Source organism: Streptomyces polygonati (genome assembly GCF_042650325.1).
Taxonomy (GTDB): Bacteria; Actinomycetota; Actinomycetes; order Streptomycetales; family Streptomycetaceae; genus Actinacidiphila; species Actinacidiphila polygonati.
The window spans coordinates 181,416-205,166 of record NZ_JBHSBB010000030.1; the positions used below are offsets into that span (position 1 = coordinate 181,416).

Sequence of the window (23,751 nt, forward strand, 5' to 3'; positions counted from 1 at the left end):
GGCGAAATGTCCCCGGGGCATCGTTTTTCGTTCAACTGTCCGTCCATAATGACCGAATGACCGGGCGTCAGGTGAATTGGGCCGGTACTCGGAAAGCGGTTCGGTCAACGAAATGGAGAAGTCATCTTCGCCACCGGCCATTGGCCGCGACCGGCCTGTATCTTTTCGCGGGTGAGGCCAATCGCGCTGCCCGAGCCGCCCGTTCGGGCGCCGGCCCGGGCTGCCGACCCGGCGCTCGGCTGGACCGGTTCAGTACGGAGGACGGGGTGAGCCCGCGTTCCACCCGCAGGAAGGGCGCCTCCGCCCTGGAGGTGAGCGGCGGTGACGGCGTCTTCGTCGTCCACCCGGCCGGCCCGCTGCCCGACCGACTCGCCGACGCCGCGCGGGCGTTGACGGGCGCGTCCGGAGTCGCCGGCCAGGTCACCGTGCTGGTGGGCGCCGGCTTCGACGACCCCGACGCCCTGTGCGACGAGTTGGCCCCCGCCTTCGACACGTTCGCGACTTCCGGTGTCGGCCTGCTCCGGCTGGTGATGTCGGGCGGCGCCGCCGAGCGGCCGGACCGCGCCGCTCCCGCCCGCCGTATCACCGAGCGCTGGACCTTCGACGTACTGGCCCCGGCCGGCGCGGCCGTCGTCGTCCCCGGCGGCACCCTGTTCGCCCCCGACCTGCCCGACGCGCCGGGCGCCTGGTGGCAGTTCTCGCGCGGCCTGCTCCCGCGCCGCCTCGGCGCCCGCCACCCCGAACCGGCCTGGCAGCAGGCCCTGGACCGGGTGGCCGCCGACACCGCGCCGGGCTGCGTCGTCCACCATGTCCCGGCCGGACTGCTGGTGCTGCCGGCCGGCGTACCGCCCGAGGGCGTGGACGCGGTCCGCTACGCGCTGCCGGTCGACCCGGCCGGTCCCGTCCTGCTGGTCGGCGCCGCCGGCACGGCGCCGGTCCCGGCGGACGCCCTGGCCGACATCATGGCCGCGCTTCCCGCCCACGTCCGGGGCACCGTACGCCTTTTGCCCGGTGACGGCCGCGACCTCGCGCCCACCGGCCAGCAGGTCGCCGACCTGCTCGGCATCGAGGTCCAGGTGGCGAACGGCCTGCCGGTCCTGCTCGACGACGGCTCCGCGCCGGCCGGCTCCCCCTGGGACCGCCCGATCCGCGGCGGTTCCCCTCGGACGATGCTGCTCGACGCCGAGGGCAACCCTTCCTGGCGCCCCTACGTCGAAGCTGTCACCTGCGTCCCGGCCACCACCGCTCCCCGCCTGACCGGATGGCGGCCCCCGATCGGCGGTCTGCGCCCGGCCCGCGAACCCGGCGCGCTCCTGCTCGACCGCCACTGGCAGGTCGCCGTCACCCGCGCGGGCCTGTGGATCGGCCCGCAGGGCGCGGCCGTCCCCGCGGTCGCCGCCGACCGCCCCGTCGAGCCGGACGTCATGGCCGTCGACCTCGGCCTGCCCGGCCGACCGCTCGACGACGCCACCCTCTGGGTTCCCCTCCAGCGCCTTTTCGCCGCGCTCCAGGACGATGTGCGCGAGCGCACGATGATCCAGGTGCACGGCGAGGCCACGGGGGACGCGCTGCGGGAGCTGCGGCGGCTGGCGGTCCGGCACGGTCTGGCGGTTTCGCCGCGCGGCTGGCGGCCGGTGGTGGCGGGGGTGGGGCCTTCGGGGGCAGGGGCGGGGGCGGGGTCGGGTGCGGGGTCGGAAGCGGGGTCGGCTTCCGCTTCCGCTTCCGCCGAGCGGGGCGGTGCGGTTCCGGTCCCCCGGCCTACCGCGACCGGCGGTACGTCGGCCGGTGCGGCCGCGTCCGGGCTGCCGTCCGGGTCGCCGTCCGCCCGGGAGGAGTCGCCCGGGCGGGGAATCGGGGACGCGGCCGGGACGGGGCCGGTGTCGGGCCGGGAACGGCGGCGTCCTTGGCGGTCCGCTGCTGCTGGTACGTCGGATACGTCGGATACGTCGGCGCCGGTTGCCGGAGGCGAGGCCGGGACGGCGGCTGCGGGAGATAGTTCGGGTGACTCCGGCGGTTCGGGTGGTTCCGGCGCCGAGGTTCCGGCGGTGTCCGGTGCTTCGCGGCTGGCGGTTCTATCCGGGCCGGGCGCGGGGTCCCTCGCGCCGGGGTCGGCCGCCGCCGCGTCCGGCGCCGCCGATCGGCTCGCGACGACGGTCGGCGGCCTGAATCCGGGGCAGGAGCGGGAGCTTTCCGCCGCCGACCTGGCGTCGGACGGCTCCACGCAATCCGCGGTCGGCGCCGAGATCCCGTCGGTAGCGGCCTCAGGTCTTCCCCCGGCGCAGTCACCGCTCGCCGAGCCGACCCCGACCCCGACCCCACCTGCGGCACGGCAGCCCAAGCCGGTAGACCCGCCGGCCGCCGCCGGTTCCGTGCCCACCACGCCCGAGTCCGGGCCGCCCGGCGCGGAGCCCGCGCCCGAAGCACCCGCCCCGCAAGCGGCCGCTCGGCCGCCCGAGCAGGGAGTCGATCCTCACCCCGTAGGGGAGTCGGGCACAGCGGCGGGCACGGATCCCTCGCAGTGGGAGCCCGTCGGGGAGCCTTCCGTGATGCAGAGCGGTCCGACCGCGCCGGAGCCCGCTGCCCCGCTCGGGCCCTTCGCCCCGGAAGCGGGCGCTCCCGAGGCAGCAGATCCCGCGAGCACCGCCGAGACGCTCGCCGTTCTGCCGGAACCCGAGGCTCCGAGGCCGCTGGCCACCACTTCGGGAGCGTCCGACTCCGTTGAACTCCCCGTGTTCCCGGCGCCTTTGGGCGTCGAGCAGCACGTTGCCGAGACGACGGCCGCCGATCCGACGACCCCGGCCCCCTCGGCGGAGCCGGAAGCCCCGCGGGGCGGCGGGCCGAGCGGACTGCGGACGGTCGGGTGGGTGCCGGTCGGTCCCGCGCACCGGAGTACGGAGGACGAACGGGACGCCGTACGGGCGTACATGGCCGGCCGGTGGGACCACCACAGCGGCGCGGTGAACCGGGCGCTGACCCGGGTGCCCGCACTGCGCAGCGCCGCGCACCCCGAGGAGGCCGCCGCCGACCTCGCCGCGCTGCACGCGTACGCGACCGCGTCGGACAGCGAGGGCCCGTGGGCCCACCGCGCCCTGCGCGCGTCGCTCGACGGAGGAAGTACGGAACTGGTCGCGTTCCTGGGGTGTCTCGCCTCGGGGCTGCGGCGGTTGCCGTCGTACCGGGGCGCCGCCGTACGTCCGGCGGGTGGCGCGCTCGGCGAGGCCGCGGAACTGCTGCTGCCCGGCGAGGAGTTGGGCGACGCTCTGCCGCTCAGCGCGGTCGCCGTCGACAAGGGGTATCCCTCCGTGCCGGCCGACCACTACTTGATCTGGTCGATGACCGGCCGCCGGGTCAACTCCCTGCTGGGCCAGTCGGAATCCGGGGCCGTGGCCGTTACCGGCACTTCCGCCGCTCCCGACGAAGTGCTGTTCGCCCCCGGCACCCGGCTGCGCGTCCTCGCCGTGGCCGACCGGGCTGGCGCGACCGTGGTCCTGCTGCGCGAACTCCCCTCCTCCGCACCGCCCACCGCGACTCCCGGCCAGTTGGACGACTCCGACCAGGCCGTGCTCAAGCGGCTCTACGCCCTCAAGGACCAGCCCACCGCCGTGGGTTCGGGCCAGCACTGGCCCGAGAGATGCGCCGGTGTGCTCGGTGTGTTCGGCCCGTCCGAAACACCGCCACCGGGCCGCACGACCACGCGGTCCCGCTCCTCGTAACGACCCGGCCCGACCCCGCCGCGCCCACCCCGCACAACTTCCGTGCACATACAGACGATTGAGGAGGACGGATGGCCCTGGATCATCCGGTGAGCGGTCCGCCGCCCGCCGTCAGGACGGCTGCTTCAGCCACATCGCCGCGCATCCGACGGGCGATAGCACTGCCCCTGAACGACGACGACCTCGGCGGCTCGGCCGCCTCCGCCGCGATCGCCGCCGCCCAGGTGGTCGCCACCAGCACCGCGGCGACGGCCACCGTAACGGCCACCGGCCGCCGTAGCCTGTCGGCTGTCGGCCGGCCGACCGCCGCAACGGCCGTTCCGGAGAACGCTGTTCACGCCGGTGGCACCCTGGCCGGCCGCCTCTTCCGCCCGGACTCCTGGCGGCACCAGCAGTCCGCCGCGACCGGCGACTCCGCGTCCACCGGTCCGGCCGCCTCCTCCGCCGCTCAGCCGGACGGCGCCGAGGCCACCCTCACCGGTGTCCTGGCCGCCGCCGTCGCCGAGGAACGCTCGGCCGTCAAGCCGGCCCGGGCCGCCGCCGCGACCGGCGCCAAGCTCGGCCGCTGGCCGCTGATGACCGCCGCCGCGTTCGCGGGCGCCGTCCTGGTGTCCGTACCGTTCGTGCACAACGGCAACAGGGACACGACCACCACCTACGAGGGCGCCGGTCGGCCGCTCCCGATCGCCAGCCTCGACGACCCGGAGCAGGACGGCGAGCACAACGGCGGCGCCGGTCCTGACGGTTACTCCAGCCAGATGCCGGAGGTCGACCCGGCGGACGGCACCGCTTCCCGGCCGGTTCCCGAACCCGAGACCGGCACACGGCCGTTCGCGCCCGAGCACGGCGGCGTCCCGCACCTGAACGAGACGGCCGTCGTCCCCAGCACCGGCCCGGTGGGGGCACCGATCCCTCCGCTCACCGGGACCGCCACCCTCCCGGGCACCCCCGAGGGGACCGCTCAACTCCCCTCTCGGCCTGGCCCGTTCGCCGAGCAACCGTTGGTCGGCGTCGGTGACGCACCCGTCCTCCTGAGCGGGATCCCGTTCGCCCCGTCCTTGGCGGCCGGCGGTACGGACCAGGGGGCCGCACCGCACGTCACCGACAAGCCCAAGGCGGACCCGGCGCCGAGGCAGCACACCGACAGGGCGACGGCCGACCCCCAGCCGCCCGCCGTGAAGACCCTGACCCCGCCCGCCACGCCGGCGGTCCACACGGACGCGGTTCTCATCACGCACCCGACGCAAGCGCGTGCGACGGTGGCGAAGCCCTCGGACGACGCGAAGCCGGCGTCCAAGCCGACGACGGTGAAGGCCGAGGTCAAGCCGCCGACTACACAGGCTGCCGTCCCGACCCCCGAGACTTCCGCGACCGCCCTGGTCAGGGCCACGCCGGCCAAGCCCGCGACGGGTGCCGCCGTGGCCCTTCCCTCGGCGGCGGTGCCGGCGGCCCGGGCCACCCCCGCGATCCCGGGGGTGCCGGTGACCCTGGCCACCCCCGCGACCTCGGCGGTTCCAGCGATCCCGGCGGTGCCGGCGACCCCGACCACTGCCGCGATCCCGGCGACCCCGGCCGTGCCGGCCGATCAGACCAAGCCGGCGAGCGTGCAGCCGGTCGTCACGGCGACGGTGGCCAAGCCGGCCACAACGAAGCCGGCCACGCCCCAGCAGGTCACCCGGCCCGCCGTCACCAAGCCGGCTGTCACCACGACCACCGCGTCGACCACGGCCAAGCCGACCGTCGGCAAGCCCGCCGCCGACAAGCCGACCACGGCCAAGCCCACCTCCAACACCTCCGACGCCGCCGCCTCGGCCAGCACTGCCGCCACCCCCGCCACCCCCGTCTGGCACCAGAAGACGATCGGCGCGACCTACGTCCTGAACCCCGGCGAGTCCGTGGCGTCCGACCGGATGCGCATCACCATGCGCAGCAGCGGCAGCCTCGTGATCTCCGACGAGGACGGGGTGATCCGCTGGTCGTCGCACACCCCCGGCACGGGCAACCACGCCGTCTTCCAGGACGACGGCCACTTCGTCGTCTACAGCACCGACAACGAGACCCTCTGGTCCTCGGGCACCGCGGGCAACCCCGGTTCCCACCTGGTCATCCAGCAGGACGGCGACGTCACCATCACGTCCCCCTCCGGCGGGGTCCTCTGGTCCGCCGGAACCGCGCACTGATCTCCGCCCCGCCCGCCCCACAGTGCCCCCGCCCGGTACCCGACCGTGCGGGGGCACGCGCACAACTCCGTTGCGGGACCCACCGGGCGTCGCTCTAGCCTGGGCCCATGAACGTTTTGCGCTACGCGGCCTTCACCACCGACCCCTCCGGCGGGAACCCCGCCGGGGTCGTGCTCGACGCCTCCGGGGCCGACGAAGCGGCGATGGCCGCCGTGGCCGCCGAAGTCGGCTATTCCGAAACGGCGTTCGTGGTCGCGCGACCCGACGGCGAGCTGGACGTGCGGTACTTCAGCCCGCTGGCCGAGGTGCCCTTCTGCGGACACGCCACGATCGCCACGGCGGTGGCCTACGCGGAGCGCCACGGCACCGGGGAGTTGACGTTCCACACCAGGGCGGGCCTGGTGACGGTCGGAACGTCAACGGGCGACGACGGCACGATCAGCGCCGAACTGGTCAGCGTACCGACGCGGACCGAGCCGATCCCCGCCCCCGATCTCACCGAGTTGCTGACCGCCCTGCGCTGGCCGCCCCAGGATCTGGACCCCGCCCTGCCGCCGCGCCTCGCCTACGCGGGCGCCTGGCACCCGGTGATCGCCGTCTCCACCCGCGCCCGCCTCGCCGACCTCGACTACGACATGCCCGCCCTGGCCGACTTGATGAGCCGCCGCGACTGGACCACCGTCCACCTGGTCTGGCGGGAATCCCCCACCGTCTTCCACGCCCGCGACCCCTTCCCCCCGGGCGGCGTAGTCGAGGACCCCGCCACCGGCGCCGCAGCCGCCGCCTTCGGCGCCTACCTCCGCGCCCTCGACCTCGCCCCCCACCCCCCAATCCCCCTCACCATCCACCAGGGCACCGACCTCGGCCGCCCCAGCCTCATCACCATCACCATCCCGGAAACCCCCCACGGCGGCGTCACCGTCCGGGGCACGGCGGTGCCCCTGGGGTGATGCTCAGCGGTCGACGAGCGGTGGGGCGAGCGGGGCGATCTCACGGTCGAAGAACGTGGTGAAGTCCTCGGCGCGCCCATAGAGGGTGTCGAAACCGGCCTTCGTCTCCTTGATCAGCGCCGTGTCGGTGAAGCGGTTGGCACCGTCGGCGTTCCCGTCGTCGTCGTACCGCACCTCGAACATCACCAGGTCCCCGAAGATGACTACTTCCGGTACGAGGTGGTGCTCCTCGATGTCGGCGATCGTCCGGGCGTCGATCGCCTTGATCGGGTCCCCGGTATCCACCCGTACGCTCAGCACATGCATTTCCCACTGCACATAGGTGGTGACCGGGAATTCGACCACCCTGAGGCGCCGCTGCGCGATCCCCAGTCGTTCGCCGTCCTGGACTTGCCGGGCGTAGGCTTCCCGTCGTTCGTCGATGAGTGAAAGCGCCCTTTCCCACTCACCGGCGGCAAAGGCTTCCCAGCTCGCGAAGCCGCGTTCCTTGAAATTCTGGCCGCGTTCGAGCTTGTCCAGGGAGCCGACACCGCTCTTGAAGAGCCGGTAGAACTCTTCGTGATACCGGGAGCGTTCGAGCCGCTCGGAAACGCCGTGGGGGAACGAATCAAACACTGGGGATATCCGGTTTCGCCGCGATCAACATGTTCCTAGGAATGACCACCAGCCGTTCGCCGGCACCGATCGAGACGCCGACCGGCAGCTTCGCGCCGACGGAGGAGGTGAGATCCCGGCCGATGATGGCGACATCGCCGTTCTCCAGTTCCCAGATATCAGGGCAGTCGGGGCTGTCCGACGTGATGCCCAATTCCTGCGGTGATTTGCCGAGCCGGCGTAAAAGCCGAGTCTCCGGATCTGCTTCCCATGGCCTTGTCACAAGCATCCCCCTCCGCACGGACAAAAGACAGCCAACGGTAGCAGCCGTGCGGTTCATCCGGCAGGGGAACAGCTGGATCGAGGACCGATCCAGCCATTTGGCACATGCCTCGGCCGAACTGTACGATCAAGTTCCCCTTGTTGGAGTCCACCCCAGAGGTGTATCAATAGCCGATCGTATTATGTGCAGGCCGGAGCGGTCGGTGGACAGGATGGCCTGGGGGAGCTGTGGATCCGGAAGTCGTATCACTTACTCAAGGTGCCGGCGCGACATTGGTCGCCTTGATGGCCACAGACGCCTGGCAGGCGACCCGGGAGGGAATCTCCCGCCTCTGGCGGCGGGTGCAACCGGGCCGGGCGGACATCCTCGTGGCCGAACTGGAAGCGGACCGGGAAGAAGTCCTGGCGGCCCGAACCGCCGATGACCAGGAGACGCTGAGCGAACTGCGGGCGCAGTGGCAGGGCCGGTTCAGGCGCCTCCTGGCGGCGCACCCGGACCTCGCGGTGGAACTGCGTGAGTTGTTCGACGAACTCGCGCCGCTCGGTGGCGAGGCCGTCCCCGTGATCACCCAGCGCGCCACCGCCTCCGGGCAGGCCCGGGTCTACCAAGCCGGACGAGACCAGCACATCACCGAGCGATGACCGGCGCGATGGACGGCCGCGCGCAGGACGACGGCCGCGTCTACCAGGCGTCGGGCGACCAGCACATCACCGAGCACCATCACTACGGCCCCGGACCGGACGCGGGCGGCGGTCCTGATTCCGTCCGCCGCCCGACGGTCGGCCGGACCCCGGTGGTGCTGCGTGACCGCATGGAGGTGCTCGACCGATTGCGGGCCGGCATCGCACCCGGCCGGACCGGTGAGGTCTACGTCCTGCACGGCATGGGCGGCTGCGGCAAGACCGCCGTCGCCTGCGCGCTCTTCGACACCGCCCTCACCGACAGCGGCCGTATCGGTCTGTGGGTGAACGCCGCCGACCGCGCGAGTCTGCGCAGCGGGATGCTCGCCGTCGCCGCCGACCGGGGAGCTCTCGACGGCGAACTGCTGGCGGCCCGCAACGGACGCCGCCCCGCCGCCGATCTGGTGTGGGACCACCTCGACCGTTCCGCCGAACCATGGTTGCTGGTGCTCGACAACGCCGACGATCCGGCGATACTCCGCGACGGCAGCTGGCTGCGCGGCAGCCCCCGCGGCACCGTCGTCGTCACCACCCGCCAGGCGGGGGTCCGCTGGTGGCCGGGAGCGGAGTTGCAGCACATCGGGGTGCTGCCGCGTGAGGACGCCGCCCGAGTGCTGTGCGACCTCGCTCCGGACAGCGGCACGCTCGCCGAGGCCGCTGAAATCGCCGACCGGCTCGGGCGCTTGCCCTTGGCCCTCACTCTCGCGGGTGGCTTCCTCTCCCATCAGGTGATCGACCCCTGGACGATGGACATGTACGGGCGCCGGCTCGAAGAGGGCGAACGCGTCGAACTTCTGGATCAGGGGGCTGACGCCTTGGCGGACGAGGATCCCCGGCACACGGTCGGCCGGACCTGGCAGTTGACGCTCGACGCGTTCGAGGCGCGCGGACTGCCCGAAGCCGTCGCCCTGCTACGGCTGTTGGCCCGGCTGGCTCCCGAACCATTACCCCTTTCGGTACTGAACCGGCCCGAAATCAGCGCCGTTCTGCCGAGTGCCCGGACCGAGACGGCGCTGCGAGCGCTGCTCGACCACTCGCTGACCCAACTGGTGGATCCGGGCGTGCGCTGCGTGCACAGTCACGGTGTGCTGCTGGACAGCGTTGCCGCGGCCACGCCCTCGGGGGAGGCAGCCGTCCTGGACGCGACGGCTGTCCGGCTGCTCGACGCGGCTGTGCCGCTCGTCCCGGCCGTTGGTCCCTACGACCCGAGGTTACGTCTGCTCGCCCCGCACGCGCTCGCCCTGCTGCGGCGGGTCACCGAACCGGCCGGGGTGGCGAAGGCCCTGGTCGTCGCCACCCGGGTGGCCGTCGCGCTGCACCGCACCGGTGACTACCTGTCCGCCTGGGAGACCGCAGGGGCCGCCGCGAGCCTCGGGGAGCGGTCGCTCGGCCCGGAGCACCGCGCCGTGCTCGCCGCGCACCAGAGGGCCGGCCGGGCACTCTTCCGGCTCGGCAAGTACGCGGAAGCCGAAGAGCGGCTCCGCCGGATCCTCACCGCGCAGAGCCGGCTGTTCGGCGACGACGACCCCGACACCCTCGACACCGCCCACGGCCTGCAACTCGTCCTCAACAACCTCGGCAGACGCGAGGAGGCGCTGGCACTACTGCGGGCCACGTTGACGGCCCGCGAGGCCGTGCTGGGCCCCGGGCACCCGTTGACCTTGCGCTCCCGCACCAGCCTGCTGACCCTGCTGAATGCCACCGAACTGGCGGCGGCGGAGACCGGCGCGCTCCTCTCCCTGCCCGAGGACTGCGCCCGACATCTGGGCCCGCGTCACCCGGTCACCATCAGCGCGCGGCACAGCTACGCCCTGGCCCTCTATCAGCTGGGCCGGTTCGACCCGGCCGAGTCGGAGATCGGCATGGTCACCGAGGAGTACCGGCGCATTTTCGGCTCCGAGCACCCGATCGTGCTCGCGGCCCAGGAACTGCACGCCAAGACCCGGGCGGCACTCGGCCAACGGGAGGCCGCTACGGAGCTGTTGGGTGAAGTGGTCGTGGGAAGGGAGCGAAGTCTGGGCATCGGGCATCCGTTCACCGTCATCAGCCGGAACCTCCTGAACGATCTCGCGACCGGCCGCTGGCAGCCGCCGACGCCGCCGAGTTGAGGCCGTGCCCCTGAGGCGGCGCTTCGACGCGCTGCCGGGACCACCGCGGCCCCCGCGCGGTGGTGGGCGCGGGAGCCGGCGGGGTGGGAGGTTCGGGGTGCGGGGGTGGCCCATCCACTTGGCGGCGCCGCTTTCGCAGACACCGTGGGCGGTGCTGGTGGCGTAGACGTCGACGTACTCGGCGGCGTGGTCGCGCAGGACGCTGTTGAGTTCGCGCTCCACCGAGTCGAGCCAGGGCATGTCGCCCTTGGCCGTGGTGCCCAACTGGCGCCAGGTGCCCCAGGAACAGCCGGTGTTGGTCGGGACGATGGCCGGGTAGCCGACCACCGTGATCTTGGCGTGGGGTGCCCGGGCCTTGATCACGTTCATCATGTGGCCGAACTGGCTGTCGAGGGCGGCGAAGCGCTCCCGCAGCCAGGCGCGTCCGTCGCCGCTGGTGTAGTAGTTCGTGCACGGCGAGCCGAAGCCGAAGGAGTTCAGGCCGAGGTCGGGCAGCTGCGGTTCGAGTACGCCGCGCTCCACCTCGGCGGACCCGCAGGTGACGTCGGTGAGGTCGAGGTCGAGGTCCGCGGCCACCTGGTGCGGGTAGTTGCGCGCGGACCGGCCGCAGCCGTCGCTCTCGTCCCAGGGCCGTACCAGCACACCGGCGCTGTAGGAGTCCCCCAGTGCGACATAGCTGGGTCGGTCGAAGGGCGCCGCGGGGGCGGCGGTCGCCGGCGTCGCGCCCAACGTGGGCAGCACGGCCGCCATGACCGCCGCGGCGGCGACTGCCGCTCGTGAGGCCATGGTCGTACGGGAGGTGGGCATGACAGAGCCTTTTCGGCACATTCGACCCATTCGACACGTTCGGCACAGGCGGGGCGGAAAGGATGGATCGGCATTGTGCACGCTGTGTAGCGTGCGGTTGCCCGAAGTGACCCTGGCGTAACCCGCCGCGCCCGCCCGTGCCCGCTGAGCTGTCGGATGCGCAAACCCCTCGTACGGATGAGGTTGATGAGGCGGATGAGATTTTACGGCGCACCTCGGCGGCCATGGCCGGGGGCGGCCCCGGCGACCCCCGGCACCCTGACGCCGGCGCACCGCCGTATAGCATGAGGTCGGAACCCCCTCGCGCGCCCCGGCCTGTGCCGCCGTCGCCGCGCCCCGACGGGTGTTCGGTGACCGGCCCCGCGAGGGGAGCCTTGGGTTCCGCTTTACGGAGAACGTGCAACCGCTCGGGTGTGGGTAGGCGTTCTACATACGTAGGGCGTCAGTGAAGGCACAGGAGCGGAGCACGCGCATGAGTCGGGTCAGGACCAGCATAGGGATCGCACTCGTGGCCGGTGCGGTGCTAGCCGGGACGAGTGCGTGCGGCGGGCACACGAAGTCTGCCTCGGCGCCCGCGGCCGACGGGAAGGCGCCGGTTTCCACCACCGCGACCACGCCGACGCCCAGCCCGAAGCCGACCAAGCCCAAGCCCAAGGGCCCGCCCATGCTGCTGGACACCATCACGCCGCTGAGCGGGACGACGGTGGGCGTGGCGATGCCGGTGTCGGTGGTCTTCTCCAAGCCGGTGGCGACCTCGGCGCGGGCCGGCGTCGAGAACCACCTCAAGATCTCCACCTCCCAGCCGACCACCGGCGCCTGGCACTGGTTCAGCAGCACCCGGGTCGACTTCCGCCCGCAGACGTACTGGAAGCCCGGTACGAAGGTGTCGATCGACGCCGATCTGACCAATGTGACGGACGGCAACGGCCGCTACGGAACGCACGGCTACCACCACGCCTTCACCATCGGCGACGACAACGAGACCATGGTGAACGCCAAGACGCACACCATGAAGGTCATGCACAACGGCGCGGTCATCAAGACTTACCCGATCGACGCCGGCAGCCCGACCTGGCCGTCCTGGGACGGCACCATGGCGGTCATCGACAAGTCCGCCAAGGTCCGGATGACCTCGTGCAGCGTCGGCATCAGCTGCGACAAGAAGAGCCCCGACTACTACGACCTCACCCTGCCGTGGGACGTGCACCTGACCACCTCGGGCACGTACATCCACTACTCGACCGGGGACCCGCAGCCGGGTCACAGCGTCGGCTCGCACGGCTGTGTGCACCTGTCGCTGGCCGACGCGAAGTGGTACTACAACTTCGTCAAGCAGGGCGACCCCGTCACCATCACCGGGAGCCCGCGCGGCAAGGCGCCCGGCGACAACGGCTACGCCGACTACAACCTGTCCTGGTCCCAGTGGCTGAGCGCCAGCGGCGCCGGGCAGATCACCACCGCCACCGCCTGAGACCCCTGAGACCTCATCTCACCCGACGATGCCCACCGCCTGCCGTCCGGCAGTGCGGTGGGCATCGTCGCGAAACCCGGTCCTGCCCGGCGGCCTATCGCCCCGCGGCCTATCGCGCGGGACGGTGCAGCGCGAGGTCGGCCGTGCTCAGCCGGTCGCGGACCTGCATCGGCTGATGCCAGTGCGGGTAGATCAGATCCGGGGCACTGACCTTGTCGAGGCGGTCCATGTCCTCGGTGCCGAGATGGACATCCACCGCGCCGAGATTGTCGGCGAACTGCTCGTCCTTGCGCGCGCCGATGACCACCGAGGTCACACCGGGCTTCGCGAGCAGATAGGCGATGGAGATCTGGGCCGGCGAGGCCCCGTGCGCCGAGGCGATGTCGAGGATCACCTCGATGGTGTCGTAGAGCTTTTCCCGGTCGCGGACGGGCGGCTCGGACCACTCGGTGAGGTGCCGGCTGTCGTCGGCCTGCTGGCCGCGGCGGAATTTGCCGGAGAGCAGTCCGCCGGCCAGCGGGCTCCACACCATGACGCCCAGGCCCTGGTCGATCGAGACCGGCACCTGCTCGTACTCGGCGTCGCGCGCCTCCAGCGAGTAGTAGACCTGATTGCTGACATAGCGCTGGTAGCCGTGCGCGTCCGCGACCGCCAGCGCCTTCATCACCTGCCAGCCGGAGTTGTTGGAGACACCGAGATAGCGGACCTTGCCCGAGCGCACCAGCGAGTCGAGCGTCTCCAGGGTCTCCTCCATCGGAGTCAGACCGTCGCGCTCGTGCACGTGGTAGATGTCCAGGTGGTCGGTGTTCAGGCGGCGCAGGCTGCCTTCGACCTGCGCCAGGATGTGCTCGCGGGACTGGCCCACGTCGTTCGGACCGTCCCCCATCCGCTGGCCGACCTTCGAGGAGATCAGCACATGGTCGCGCCGGCCCGCCAGGGCCTTGCCGAGGATCTCCTCGGACTCACCGGTCGAGTACACATTGGCGGTGTCGATGAGGTTCACGCCCGCGTCCAGGCACATGGCGATCTGGCGCTTGGCGCCGGCCACGTCCGTATGCCCGACGCTCTTGTAGGCGCCGCTCCCGCCGAAGGTCATGGTGCCCATCGAGAGGGCCGAGATCCGCAGGCCCGACGCGCCGAGCTGCCTGTACTCCATGGCGATCCTTCCCGTAGGTCCGCGATCAGTCTAGAAGCGGATAAAACGGGCGTCCATTCGAGGCGGGCGGGAGACGTACCGGTACGGGAGAGACCGGACGCGGGAAGCCGTACGCGCGACCGGTCCGGGCCAGCGGGCCCGGACCGGTCGGTTCACGTCACTGGCTACGAGCTGCCAGCTACGTGCTACGTGCTACGTGCTACGTGCTACGGCAGCGTCCAGGACTGGTTGGCCGCCCCGGTGCACGACCAGATCTGCACCTGCGTACCCGGCGTCGTGGACATCCCCGTGTCGTCGAGGCACTTGCCGGAGGCGGGGTTGAGCAGGGCGCCGTTGGACTGGTGCTGCCAGACCTGGGCGCCGGTGCCGTTGCAGGTGTAGAGGTCGACGAGGGTGCCGTTGGCGGTGCCGGCGGCGTTCACGTCCAGGCACTTGCCGAGCGCCTGGAGGGTCTGGCCGGAGACGGTCCACTGCTGGGCGGCGGTGCCGTTGCAGGTGTAGACGTCCACCTTGGTCTTGTCGACGGTGCTGGCGCCGGCCACGTCGAGGCAGAGCCCCTGGTAACCGGTCACCTGGCCGCCGGAACCCGGTGCGGAGCCGGAGCCCGCCGGGGCGACCCAGGACTGCGCCGCGCTGCCGTCACAGGTCGTGATCTGCACCTGCGTACCCGTCGCCGTGGACGAGTTCGGGTCCACCAGGCACTTGCCGGAGGACGGGTTGAGCAGCGACCCGTTGGACTGGTGCTGCCAGACCTGGGCGCCGGTGCCGTTGCAGGTGTAGAGGTCGACGAGGGTGCCGTTGGCGGTGCCGGCCGCCTTCACGTCCAGGCACTTGCCGGCCGCCCGCACCGTGCCGTCCGACTGCTCGGTCCACTCCTGCCCGTTGGTGCCGTTGCAGGTGTAGACGTCCACCTTGGAGCCGTCCGCGTTGTTGTCGCTGCTCAGGTCGAGGCAGAGGCCGCCGAAGCCGACCAGCGGATTGGCCACGGCCGAACCGGCGGGCGCCACCGTCCAGATGAAGCTGGTGGAGGCCGATGCCCCCGCCGCGTCCTGGGCCTTGACGGTGACGGTGCTGGTGCCCTCCGCCGTCGGGGTCCCGGTGATCAGGCCCGCCGCCGAGATCGAGGTGCCGGCCGGCAGCCCGGTCGCGCTGAAGGACGGCGTCTGTCCGGCGGTGGTGTCCTTGGCCGCCAGCTGTACGGAGACGGCGGTGCCGGCCTGGCCCTCCTGGGCGCCGGGCGCGGTCACGGTCAGCGGCTGGCCGAGCTGCGCCGAGGTGACGGACAGCGTGCCGGTCAGCGGCAGGTTGCCGCCCGAGTCGCCGACCGCGATGCCGTAGCTGCCGGTACTGGTGGCCCAGGCGTCCGAAGTGGCGTTGTAGTACTGGAGGTTGCGCTGGGTGAGCGGGAAGCTGACCGTCTGGCTTGCGCCCGGCTGGAGGTTGACCCGGGCGAACCCTTCGAGCTGCTTGGGCGGTTCGCCGGATGCCGCCGGGTCGGTGACGTAGAGCTGCGCCACATCGGCGCCCGCCCGGGAGCCGGTGTTGGTGACGGTCGCGGTGACGGTGGCGGCTCCGCCGGCCGGCAGCGTACCGATGTGCAGATTGCTGAACGAGAAGCTGGTGTACGACAGGCCGAAGCCGAAGGGGAACATCGGGGTGAGGTTGTTGGCGTCGTACCAGCGGTAGCCGACGTTCACGCCCTCGGAGTACTGCACATTGCCGTTCGTACCCGGCCACTGCGCCGCCGTGTGGGCCGGCACCTGGGACAGCGAGGTCGGGAAGGTCACCGGCAGGTGGCCGGACGGGTTGGTGTCGCCGAAGAGCAGGGAGGCGATGGCGGTGCCGTCGCCCTGGCCCGGATACCAGGCCTCCAGCACGCCCTTGACCGAGGAGAGCCACGGCATGGTCACCGCGGAGCCGGTGTTGAGGACCACGACGGTGTTCGGGTTGGCCGCGGCGACCGCGGAGACCAGCGAGTTCTCGGCGGCGGGCAGGTCGATGCTCCCCAGGTCGCCGCCCTCGGACTCGAAGTCGCTGACGAAGACGACGGCCGCGCCGGAGGACGCGGCCAGCGAGGCGGCCGAGCTGTTCGAGGAGCCGTTGTTGTAGGCGACGGTCACACCGCTGCTCGCGGCCCGTGAGGTGATCCCCTGCAACGGGGTCACGGTGCCGCTGGAGTTGACGCCCGCGCTGCCGCCGCCGTCGGTCTGCGGGGAGGTCGAGGCGTCGGCGCCGATCACCGCGATCGACTTGGTGGCGGAGGCCAGCGGCAGCAGATTGCCGCTGTTCTTCAGCAGCACCGTGCCCTCTTCGGCGATCTGCGTCGCGGCGCTCTGGTTCGCCGCGCTGGTCGCGGTCTGCGCGGGCGAGCCGACCGGGGACTTGTCGAACTGCCCGAAGGCGAACATCTCGGTGAGGATGCCCGACGTGAGGGAGTTGAGCGTGGCCAGGCTGACGGAACCGGAGGCCACCGCGTTCTGCAGGGCGGCGCCGTAGAAGCCGTCGTTGCCGGGCATGTCCTGGTTCAGACCGGAGTTGGCCGAGGCCGCCGTGGCGTGGGTGGCGCCCCAGTCGGAGGTCACAAAGCCGGAGAAGCCGAACTGCTGGCGCAGCACGGTGTTCAGCAGATACGGGTTCTGGCAGGCGTAGGTGCCGTTGACGGTGCTGTAGGAGCACATCACCGAGGAGGCGGCGCCCTGTTGGACCGCGTCCTGGAAGGCCGGCAGATAGATCTCCTGCATCGCCCGGTTGCTGATCACCGCGTTGTCCGACGGGGTGTTGCGGTTGGTCTCCTGGTTGTAGACCGCCAGGTGCTTGACCTGCGCCATCACCCCGGTCGACTGCACACCCCGGATGTTGGCGGCGCCCAACTGGCCGTTGAGGTAGGGGTCTTCGCCGACCGACTCGAAGGCACGGCCCCAGCGCGGGTCGCGGTCGATGTTGATGGTCGGGCCGAGGTCCACCGTGGTGCCCTTGGCGGCCTCCTCGGCGCCGATGACCTGGCCGTAGCTCTGCTCGGCGGCGGTGTCCCAGGTCGAGGCGACATCGACGGGGGCGGGCAGCTGGGTGACGCCGGTCATGCCGTCGGCGACGCCGGCCGGGCCGTCCTCCAGATTCATCGCCGGGATGCACAGCGAGCCGATGGCCGGGGTGAAGCCGACATAGCTGGAGCCGCCGGCGCCGGTGGCCAGGGTCACCTTCTGCGCGGTGGTCATCTTCGCCAGCAACTGGCTGACCCGCTGCGGGATCGGGGCGGTCGAATGCACCCACGGACAGGCGGTGCTGCTCACCGCGGCGACGGCGCCCGGCGCGGCGGGTCCCGCCGACGCGCTGGGGGCGACCGCGCCCAGGATGCCGGAGCCGCCGGCGACCAGGGCCAGGGCGGCCAGATAGGTCGTACGTCGTCTCCCCGGTACGCGAGCTGGTGTGCGAGCTGGTGTGCGAGCTGTCCCGCGGGACGGTGTTCGGGCTGATGTGCGGGACGGTATTCGGAACGCGTGCACGATGCCTCCAAGCATCTGCCGCACCGGATCGCCTGCCGGTGCGGGTGACCAACCGGTACGGAAGGAGCACGGTCCGTACCGGATGCGGGGGGTGGGCGCTCGGCCGGGCCCTCGGCGGGGCACCGGCCCCGGCGCGCGGCCGGGACCGGTGCAGGCGCCGGGGCCGGGCCGTCAACCGGGCAGTGACCAGGCCTGGTTGGCGCCGGCCGTGCAGTCCCAGAGCTGGAGCCGGGTGCCGTCGGCGGAGGTGTTGCCGGTGGCGTCGAGGCAGCGTCCCGAAGTGGGGTTGCGCAGCGAGCTGTTGGCGCCGGGGCGCCACTGCTGGGCGGCAGTGCCGTTGCAGTCGTAGAGCTGGATCGCGGTGCCGTTGGCGGTGCCGGCCGCCTTGGCGTCGAGGCACTTGCCGAGGGCGCGCAGCGTGCCGTCGGTACCGACCGTCCACTGCTGGGCGGCGGTCCCGTTGCAGGTGTAGAGCTCGACCGGGGTGCTGTTGGCGGGGTTGGCGGCGGTGACGTCCACGCACTTGCCGCCGTAACCGTGGATCGGGCCGGTCGGCGCGGTCGGGCCGGTGCCGGTGCCCGCGGTGGCGTCGAACGAGAAGGAGTTGGTGCCGAGCCCCTGGCCGCCCTGCCAGATCTCGAAGCCGGCCTCGGCGTCGATGAGATACGCGTTCGGCCCGGTGGTGCCGCGCTGGACGGAGTCGTTGATGAGGCTCTTCACGTCCAGGCCGGTGACCGAGGTGGCGCCGCCCTGCAAGACGTACGACACGATGTTCCACGCCGCCTGGCGGCCGGTGTAGACGTCCCAATTGTGGCCGCTGATCGACGCGGTGGCCGTCTTCGAGCCGAACGGGGCTACGCCGCCACGGCTGTTGAGCCAGATCATGATCTCGCTGTCGTCGGGCTGGCCGCCGGTGGTGGGCGCGGAGTTCGTCCACAGGTCGTAGGCCACGTCGTAGGCGCCCGCGGCGGGCTGGGTGGTCGACCAGGAGGAAGTCGCGGTCGCCAGTTTGCTCACCTGGATGGGCAGGTTGCTCCCGGTGGTGCAGGCGCCCCAGTGGCAGCCCTTGTAGATCGAGGGATAGGTGGCGGGGGCACCGCCGGTGGTGCTGAAGTTGGCGGTGCTCACCGTCCAGCCGGTGCCGGTGGTGGTGGTCACGCACTGCGGGAGGCTGGAGTTCCACTCGTTGTTCTGCAAGGTGTACTCGCCGCCGGCCAGGCTGACGGAGCCCTGCGGCTGGCAGTTGGTGACGGCCGCGGCGGCGGGTGCGGCGGCTCCGGCGGGTGCGGGTGCGGGTGCAGAGGCGGATGCAGCGGAGGCTGCGGCGGCGGCTCTGACGAGTGCCGGCTGCTGCGGCGCCGCGCCGGCCTGCGCGGCGCAGGCGAGGGTGAGGGCGAGGGCGGACAGGACGGCGCCGACGGTCGGGATGACCGCCGTGATCCTGTTCCGGCCCGGTCGTCGCGTCATGACCGAGTCCTTTCGGTTGGCAATCCGCCTCTGCGAGGTGAGAGCGCTCCCATATCGAGCTGGGTTCGCGTTCTCCCCGCGAGGGGGAGGAGGCTGAAGCCGTGCGACAGGTGGGTGGGGGGACATGCGTTTGCCCTGGTCAGGCTGACGTGCGGTGGGGAGGGGGCCTGGCTGGGCCACGAGACATGAAGTCAGACACGGCGCTGCGGTGTCAATAGGTCTGGACCAGTGCGGACTTCCGCCGTGGCGGGCCGGACGGGAAAGCGCTGGTGGCGCGGGCGACGCGCGGGGGAGCGCGCTCGCAAAGTTTTGCCCAACGGCGCCGGCCGGGTGGGTGGCGCCGTCTACGAGAAGTGAACGCGGCGGGACGGGCCCACCGGGCTGATCGTGCGGGCCACGCGGGGCTGCGCCGGTTCGCACCGGGTCGTGCGGGGTCGGCTTCCGGCCAGGAAGTGGCCGGCGTCCACGGCCGGTTGGCGCCGGCGCCGACGCATCGGCTTCGGAGCTTGCCGGCCGGCGCCGATCCGCGGACGGCCGGCGCCGCTTCCGGCCGGGATGACGCCTCGTAACGTAGGACCACATGAGTGACATTCGCAAGATCTGTGCCAACTGAGGCGGACATTTCGGCTAGGGCGCGATGAAAGGTCGGATGGGTCAACTCGGCGGTCCGAGTGGGGAACCGCAGTTCCGTCGTTCCCCTCCGCGAGTGGCACCCGGGAGCCGGATGGGTGAACGTTTCGCCACTAGAGCTACTACCGTTTGACCTCGCATGATGACCTACGGTGAGATTTGCGTCCGTGGCGCCGGACGGGAGGAGTCCGGTGTCGCGGACACGCCGCTCACCGGATCGGCGTCCGTCCACGCCGTACCCGAAAGCTGCGCACCGACAGGGAACCCGGACGCTCCCGGGGTCCGCCACGGCTCGGCGCCAACAGAGGAGCCGGACCCATGGACCGCCTGAGATCGAACCCGGTCGACCAGTTCTTCGTCGATCTCGACGACGCGGCACCGCACTATCCGCTGCACCACACCCATGTGCTGCGCTTCCACGGCGCACCGCCGACCAGGGAGCGGCTCGCCGCCCATCTCGCCTCCCGCCTACACCTGGTCCCCGAACTCGGATTCCGCCCCGGCAGCCCGCACGGCCACTGGGAGCGCTCCGCCGACGCGGGCCTGGAGGCGCACCTGCGGATCGTCCGGCTGGGCGGTGGGGGGCACTTCGGGACGCGGGTCGGCAGGCAGCTCGGCGCGCGGGTCGGCGCGCAGATCGGCGCGCCGGCCGGGACGCGGCCGGGGGCGTACGCCACGACGGCCGCCTCGGCACCCGCCACGACGCCCGCCGGGAGCGCCGCCGGGCCCCGCCCCGCGCTTCCCGGCACCCGCGCTCACCTCGGCACCCTGCCGCCGCCGCCCGCCGGTCCGGCGCCCCGGACCCCGGACCCGGTCGGCGCCGATCCCGAGGCGGGCTTCGCCAGGGCCGTCCAGGCCCTGCTGGAAGCCTCGCTGTCCCCGCTGGGACCGGTGTGGGACATCTGGCTGCTCGAAGGCTGGGCGCCGGGGGAGTTCGCGATCGCCTACCGGTCCCACCACGCCTTCCAGGACGCCGGGGCGGCCGGTGAGACCACCCGGCGGCTCTTCGGACCGCCGGACGCCGAGCCGGTGCGGGCGCCCCGGGCCCGCCCCGGGCGGCTGGCGGTGCTGGCGCATGTCCCGCGCGTCGTCGCGGATCTCGTCACCACCAGGACGCGTACCCGTGGGTCCTTCGTGCCGCCGGCCGGCGGGCACGGCACGCGGGTGGCGGTCTCCGAACCCGTGGACCTCGACCAGCTGCGCGCGATCGGCGAGGCGCACGGCGCGTCGGTCAACCAGGTCTATCTGGCCGGGCTCTGCGGCGCGCTGGCCGGCGTGTTCGAGGAGCGAGACCCGTATGTCTGCGTGCCGATGAGCACCGCGCGGCCGGGGGACGGCCTGTCGGGGCTGGGCAACCGGCTGTCCATGCTCAGGGTCGAACTCCCGTGCGCGGAACCGTCACCGCAGCGCCGGATGGAGCTGATCCTGCGCCGTACGGCCAGCGCCAGGACGCCGGAGCGGCGTGCCTGCACCAGCGCGATGATCGGCCTGTGTCCCGACGCGCTGGCCCGCTGGACGGTACGCAACTACCTCCAGCCGCGAAGAACCCAACTGGTGGCCTCGAACCGCGCGTTGCCGGGCGGCCTGTCCTTCGACGGGATCGCGGCGCACACCGCGCTGTTCGTCCCGCCGCTGATCCCGGGACACCGCGGCTTCTGCTTCTTCTCGACGTTCGAGCGGAAGGCCCGGCTCGCCGTCGTGTTCCCGGCCGGAAGTGCGAACTGGCCGGCTGTACCCGAGCGGTGGCTTGAGTCGTTGGAGGAACTCGCCACCCTCGGCTGATCTCCGGCGACCTTTCGGCCCGGCCGGTCGACACCGGCATTCCACGGCGACCCGCCGACCAGCAACCCGGGAGAGTTCATCGTGACCATCGTCATCACCGGCGCCACCGGTTTCCTCGGCCTCCAGCTGCTTCCGCACCTCGTGGGCGGCGGCCGGCGGATCGTCGCCCTGACCCGCAGGGGCCGTCCGCCCGTTGAGGAACGGCTGACGCGCTGCCTGCGGGCGCAGGGCGTGCCCGAGCACGCGGTGCGGGCCGTGGCGGACCGGGTCCACGGAGTGCCGGTCGACCTGAACCGGGCCGATCTCGGCCTGGCCCCATGGCAGTTCAGCCAACTCGCCGCTGAGGCGGACGAGTTCTGGCATCTGGCCGGTCATGTGGGCCTCAACGCGCCCGCCGCGGCGGTGACTCGGACCAATGTGGCCGGCACCGCGCATCTGCTGAACCTCGCCGCCGCCGCGGGCCCCGGGGCCCGCGTCCACCACGTCAGTACGGCCTTCGTCGCCGGCGGGCGCGGCAGCGGCACCGTCCACGAGACCCAGCTGAACGGCGACCACGGCTTCGAAAACGCCTATGAGCGCTCGAAGTTCGAGGCCGAGCAGCACATCCGCCGCTGGGCGGCGGAGCGACGGGCGAAGGTGGTCGTCTTCCGCCCCAGCATCCTCGTCAGCGACCGGCCGAGCGCGGTCGGCACCCCGAGTAATCCGCTGGCCGAACTCGCCCGGGCCTTCGGTCTGTTGACGGCCCTGCTGCCCGGGATGCCGCCCGGGATGCCGCCCGGGACGCCGCCCGGCGCGTCCGTGGATCCGTCCGGGCGCAGGACCGGAGACCCGACCGGAGGACCGTCCGCCGCCACACCCCTGGTACGCATCGACGGCCGGGAGGGCGCCCACTTGAACCTGCTGCCGGTGGACGCGGCCGCCCGCCTCATGCACGAACTGGCCGGCCGGCTCGACCCGGTCCCGGGCACGCCGTCGACCTGTCACATCACCCACTACCAGGAGACCTCCGTGCAGACGGTGTTCGAGGCCGTCGGCGCCCTGCACGGTCTGCGTATCCGGCTCACCCCCGGGCCGATCACCGACGCCACCGATCTGGAACGCTTCGCCGCCCGGGCCACCCGCGCCTTCGCGCCCTACGCCAACCACCGGCGGACCTACCTCCGTACGACGCTGCGGGAGCACCGCCTGGACGGCGACGGCATCGCGTCGATCGACCGGGCCTACCTGGTCCGGGGGATGCAGCGGATTCCGGCGGACCTGGGCGCGGACTTCGGCCTCGCGGCCGCCGCCACGACCAGGTCCTCCGCCGGTTCCGCGTCCCCCACCGGGACCTTCGTCGCGCCGGCCTCCCGGCTGTCCCTCGCGCTCGCCCGGCCGGGCGCGTAAACCCCTGCCACGCCCCTGCCCCCAGCCCAGCCCAGCCCGGCACCCGCACCCGCCGCGCGAACGATCACCCACCCCCTACGTCCCCAGGAGGACCCCCATGCACCGCAGCGCCGCTCCCCTCGACCGTGAGCAGCTCGCGGAACGGCTCCTGCGTGCCTCCGCGCGCCACTCCCACGATCCGCTGACCGAGATCGCCTGGGACGCCCCGATCGACCCCTACCTGCCCGCGATGCCGCCGCACCGCTGCTCGCTCTACGGCACCGCGCTGTGGGACCGCCTCGACCCCCGCGAGCAGGCGGCGCTGAGCACCCGGCAGTTCGCCGGGCTGCTCACCTGGACCATGTGGGGCGAACTCATGCTGATGCAGGGCCTGATCCGGCACGTCTACGACGAGGACCCGGCCACCCGCCACGCGCAGTACGCCCTGACCGAGATCGCCGACGAGTGCCGGCACTCGATCATGTTCGCCCGCTATCTGACCCTGACCGGGCACCCGACCCTGGTCGGGCCGACCGCCCGGCGGCTCGGCCGGTGGCTGGTCCGGACGAACAACGTGCCGCTGCTGCTCGGGATCACCTTGTTCGTCGAGGAGTTCATCGAGGCCGCGCAGCGCGAGATCATGCGGGACGAGACGCTCCAGCCGCTGGCCCGCTCCGTCTCCCGGATCCATGTGATCGAGGAGGCGCGGCACATCGGCTACGCCTCGGCTGAACTCCGCAGCAGCTGCCGGTCGTTGGGACCGGCCCGCCGGGCCGCGCTGGCCCAGGCGCTGGCGCTGGGCTGCACCTTCATGGTCCACGAGGCCGTTCCACCGCGGATGTACGCCCTCGCCCGGCTCGACCGGCGGGCCGCCCACCGCGCCGCGACCGCGAACCCGCACTGGCACCGGGCCACAACCACCTGGTCCCGCAAGGCGGTTGACCTCTTCCGCGACCTCGGCATCCTCGACCGCGGCTCCGAGCCGCTGTGGCGGCGCGCCCACCTCATCGACTGAGGGCCGGAGGAGGGCCGGCGCGCCGCCCGGACGAAGAATCGTCACCT

15 protein-coding genes are annotated in these 23,751 nt (G+C 72.3%); 10 read left to right on the plus strand and 5 right to left on the minus strand.

Annotated elements, in window-relative coordinates; translation table 11 throughout:
- The first annotated feature begins 266 nt into the window (after window positions 1-266).
- The 3 genes from ACFO3J_RS31435 to ACFO3J_RS31445 all read left to right on the plus strand — a co-directional run bounded on the left by ACFO3J_RS31435 (window position 267) and on the right by ACFO3J_RS31445 (window position 6,843).
- Window positions 267-3,713, plus strand: coding sequence for a hypothetical protein (locus ACFO3J_RS31435; protein WP_386436761.1), 3,447 nt, complete (start codon window positions 267-269; stop codon window positions 3,711-3,713).
- A 71-nt stretch (window positions 3,714-3,784) separates the two neighbouring features.
- Window positions 3,785-5,893, plus strand: a complete 2,109-nt coding sequence (locus tag ACFO3J_RS31440) for a hypothetical protein (protein WP_386436763.1) — start codon at window positions 3,785-3,787, stop codon at window positions 5,891-5,893.
- 107 nt (window positions 5,894-6,000) lie between these two features.
- The gene (locus ACFO3J_RS31445; RefSeq protein WP_386436765.1) at window positions 6,001-6,843 is read left to right on the plus strand and encodes a PhzF family phenazine biosynthesis protein; all 843 of its coding nucleotides are present in this window, start codon (window positions 6,001-6,003) and stop codon (window positions 6,841-6,843) included.
- A 3-nt stretch (window positions 6,844-6,846) separates the two neighbouring features.
- Here ACFO3J_RS31445 and ACFO3J_RS31450 read toward each other — a convergent pair whose 3' ends face one another.
- Window positions 6,847-7,458 carry a DUF6879 family protein gene (locus ACFO3J_RS31450; RefSeq protein ID WP_386436767.1) on the minus strand — a complete coding sequence of 204 codons (612 nt, stop codon included), beginning with the start codon at window positions 7,456-7,458 and terminating at the stop codon, window positions 6,847-6,849.
- On the minus strand, window positions 7,451-7,720 hold the full coding sequence (locus ACFO3J_RS31455) for a hypothetical protein (protein ID WP_386436770.1): 270 nt from the start codon (window positions 7,718-7,720) through the stop codon (window positions 7,451-7,453). The genes ACFO3J_RS31450 and ACFO3J_RS31455 overlap by 8 nt, the downstream gene beginning before the upstream one ends.
- A 227-nt stretch (window positions 7,721-7,947) precedes the next feature.
- Here ACFO3J_RS31455 and ACFO3J_RS31460 point away from each other — a divergent pair, with 227 nt between their 5' ends.
- From ACFO3J_RS31460 to ACFO3J_RS31470, 3 genes are all read left to right on the plus strand, one after another.
- Window positions 7,948-8,361 carry a hypothetical protein gene (locus ACFO3J_RS31460; protein ID WP_386436773.1) on the plus strand — a complete coding sequence of 138 codons (414 nt, stop codon included), beginning with the start codon at window positions 7,948-7,950 and terminating at the stop codon, window positions 8,359-8,361.
- Window positions 8,358-10,508, plus strand: coding sequence for a tetratricopeptide repeat protein (locus ACFO3J_RS31465; protein ID WP_386436775.1), 2,151 nt, complete (start codon window positions 8,358-8,360; stop codon window positions 10,506-10,508). The genes ACFO3J_RS31460 and ACFO3J_RS31465 overlap by 4 nt, the downstream gene beginning before the upstream one ends.
- Window positions 10,509-11,787: 1,279 nt before the next feature.
- Window positions 11,788-12,786, plus strand: coding sequence for a L,D-transpeptidase (locus ACFO3J_RS31470; RefSeq protein WP_386436778.1), 999 nt, complete (start codon window positions 11,788-11,790; stop codon window positions 12,784-12,786).
- Between the two features lie 109 nt (window positions 12,787-12,895).
- On the opposite strand, the gene ACFO3J_RS31475 is transcribed toward ACFO3J_RS31470, so the two are convergent.
- Together ACFO3J_RS31475 and ACFO3J_RS31480 are read right to left on the minus strand one after the other, a co-directional pair.
- A complete protein-coding gene (locus ACFO3J_RS31475; protein ID WP_386436780.1) occupies window positions 12,896-13,942 on the minus strand; it encodes an aldo/keto reductase in 1,047 nt (348 codons plus the stop codon).
- 206 nt (window positions 13,943-14,148) lie between these two features.
- The gene (locus ACFO3J_RS31480; protein ID WP_386436783.1) at window positions 14,149-17,157 is read right to left on the minus strand and encodes a glycoside hydrolase family 3 C-terminal domain-containing protein; all 3,009 of its coding nucleotides are present in this window, start codon (window positions 17,155-17,157) and stop codon (window positions 14,149-14,151) included.
- On the opposite strand from ACFO3J_RS31480, the gene ACFO3J_RS31485 reads away from it, so the two are divergent.
- The gene (locus ACFO3J_RS31485; RefSeq protein ID WP_386436786.1) at window positions 17,150-17,335 is read left to right on the plus strand and encodes a hypothetical protein; all 186 of its coding nucleotides are present in this window, start codon (window positions 17,150-17,152) and stop codon (window positions 17,333-17,335) included. The two genes, ACFO3J_RS31480 and ACFO3J_RS31485, sit on opposite strands and share 8 nt — an antisense overlap.
- A 281-nt stretch (window positions 17,336-17,616) precedes the next feature.
- Here ACFO3J_RS31485 and ACFO3J_RS31490 read toward each other — a convergent pair whose 3' ends face one another.
- Window positions 17,617-18,912, minus strand: a complete 1,296-nt coding sequence (locus tag ACFO3J_RS31490; RefSeq protein WP_386436789.1) for a GH12 family glycosyl hydrolase domain-containing protein — start codon at window positions 18,910-18,912, stop codon at window positions 17,617-17,619.
- 948 nt (window positions 18,913-19,860) lie between these two features.
- On the opposite strand from ACFO3J_RS31490, the gene ACFO3J_RS31495 reads away from it, so the two are divergent.
- From ACFO3J_RS31495 to ACFO3J_RS31505, 3 genes are all read left to right on the plus strand, one after another.
- Window positions 19,861-21,324 carry a wax ester/triacylglycerol synthase domain-containing protein gene (locus ACFO3J_RS31495; RefSeq protein ID WP_386436792.1) on the plus strand — a complete coding sequence of 488 codons (1,464 nt, stop codon included), beginning with the start codon at window positions 19,861-19,863 and terminating at the stop codon, window positions 21,322-21,324.
- Between the two features lie 81 nt (window positions 21,325-21,405).
- A complete protein-coding gene (locus ACFO3J_RS31500) occupies window positions 21,406-22,710 on the plus strand; it encodes an SDR family oxidoreductase (protein WP_386436795.1) in 1,305 nt (434 codons plus the stop codon).
- 97 nt (window positions 22,711-22,807) lie between these two features.
- Window positions 22,808-23,704, plus strand: a complete 897-nt coding sequence (locus tag ACFO3J_RS31505; RefSeq protein WP_386436798.1) for an AurF N-oxygenase family protein — start codon at window positions 22,808-22,810, stop codon at window positions 23,702-23,704.
- The last annotated feature ends 47 nt before the right edge of the window (window positions 23,705-23,751 follow it).

Excerpts from the sequence above, each read along its gene's own strand:
- ACFO3J_RS31440 (WP_386436763.1), top strand. The coding sequence starts at position 3,785 with ATGGCCCTGGATCATCCGGTGAGCGGTCCGCCGCCCGCCGTCAGGACG.
- ACFO3J_RS31470 (WP_386436778.1), top strand. The coding sequence starts at position 11,788 with ATGAGTCGGGTCAGGACCAGCATAGGGATCGCACTCGTGGCCGGTGCG.
- ACFO3J_RS31445 (WP_386436765.1), top strand. The coding sequence starts at position 6,001 with ATGAACGTTTTGCGCTACGCGGCCTTCACCACCGACCCCTCCGGCGGG.
- ACFO3J_RS31495 (WP_386436792.1), top strand. The coding sequence starts at position 19,861 with ATGGACCGCCTGAGATCGAACCCGGTCGACCAGTTCTTCGTCGATCTC.
- ACFO3J_RS31465 (WP_386436775.1), top strand. The coding sequence starts at position 8,358 with ATGACCGGCGCGATGGACGGCCGCGCGCAGGACGACGGCCGCGTCTAC.
- ACFO3J_RS31475 (WP_386436780.1), bottom strand. The coding sequence starts at position 13,942 with ATGGAGTACAGGCAGCTCGGCGCGTCGGGCCTGCGGATCTCGGCCCTC.
- ACFO3J_RS31490 (WP_386436789.1), bottom strand. The coding sequence starts at position 18,912 with ATGACGCGACGACCGGGCCGGAACAGGATCACGGCGGTCATCCCGACC.
- ACFO3J_RS31480 (WP_386436783.1), bottom strand. The coding sequence starts at position 17,157 with ATGACCACCGCGCAGAAGGTGACCCTGGCCACCGGCGCCGGCGGCTCC.
- ACFO3J_RS31505 (WP_386436798.1), top strand. The coding sequence starts at position 22,808 with ATGCACCGCAGCGCCGCTCCCCTCGACCGTGAGCAGCTCGCGGAACGG.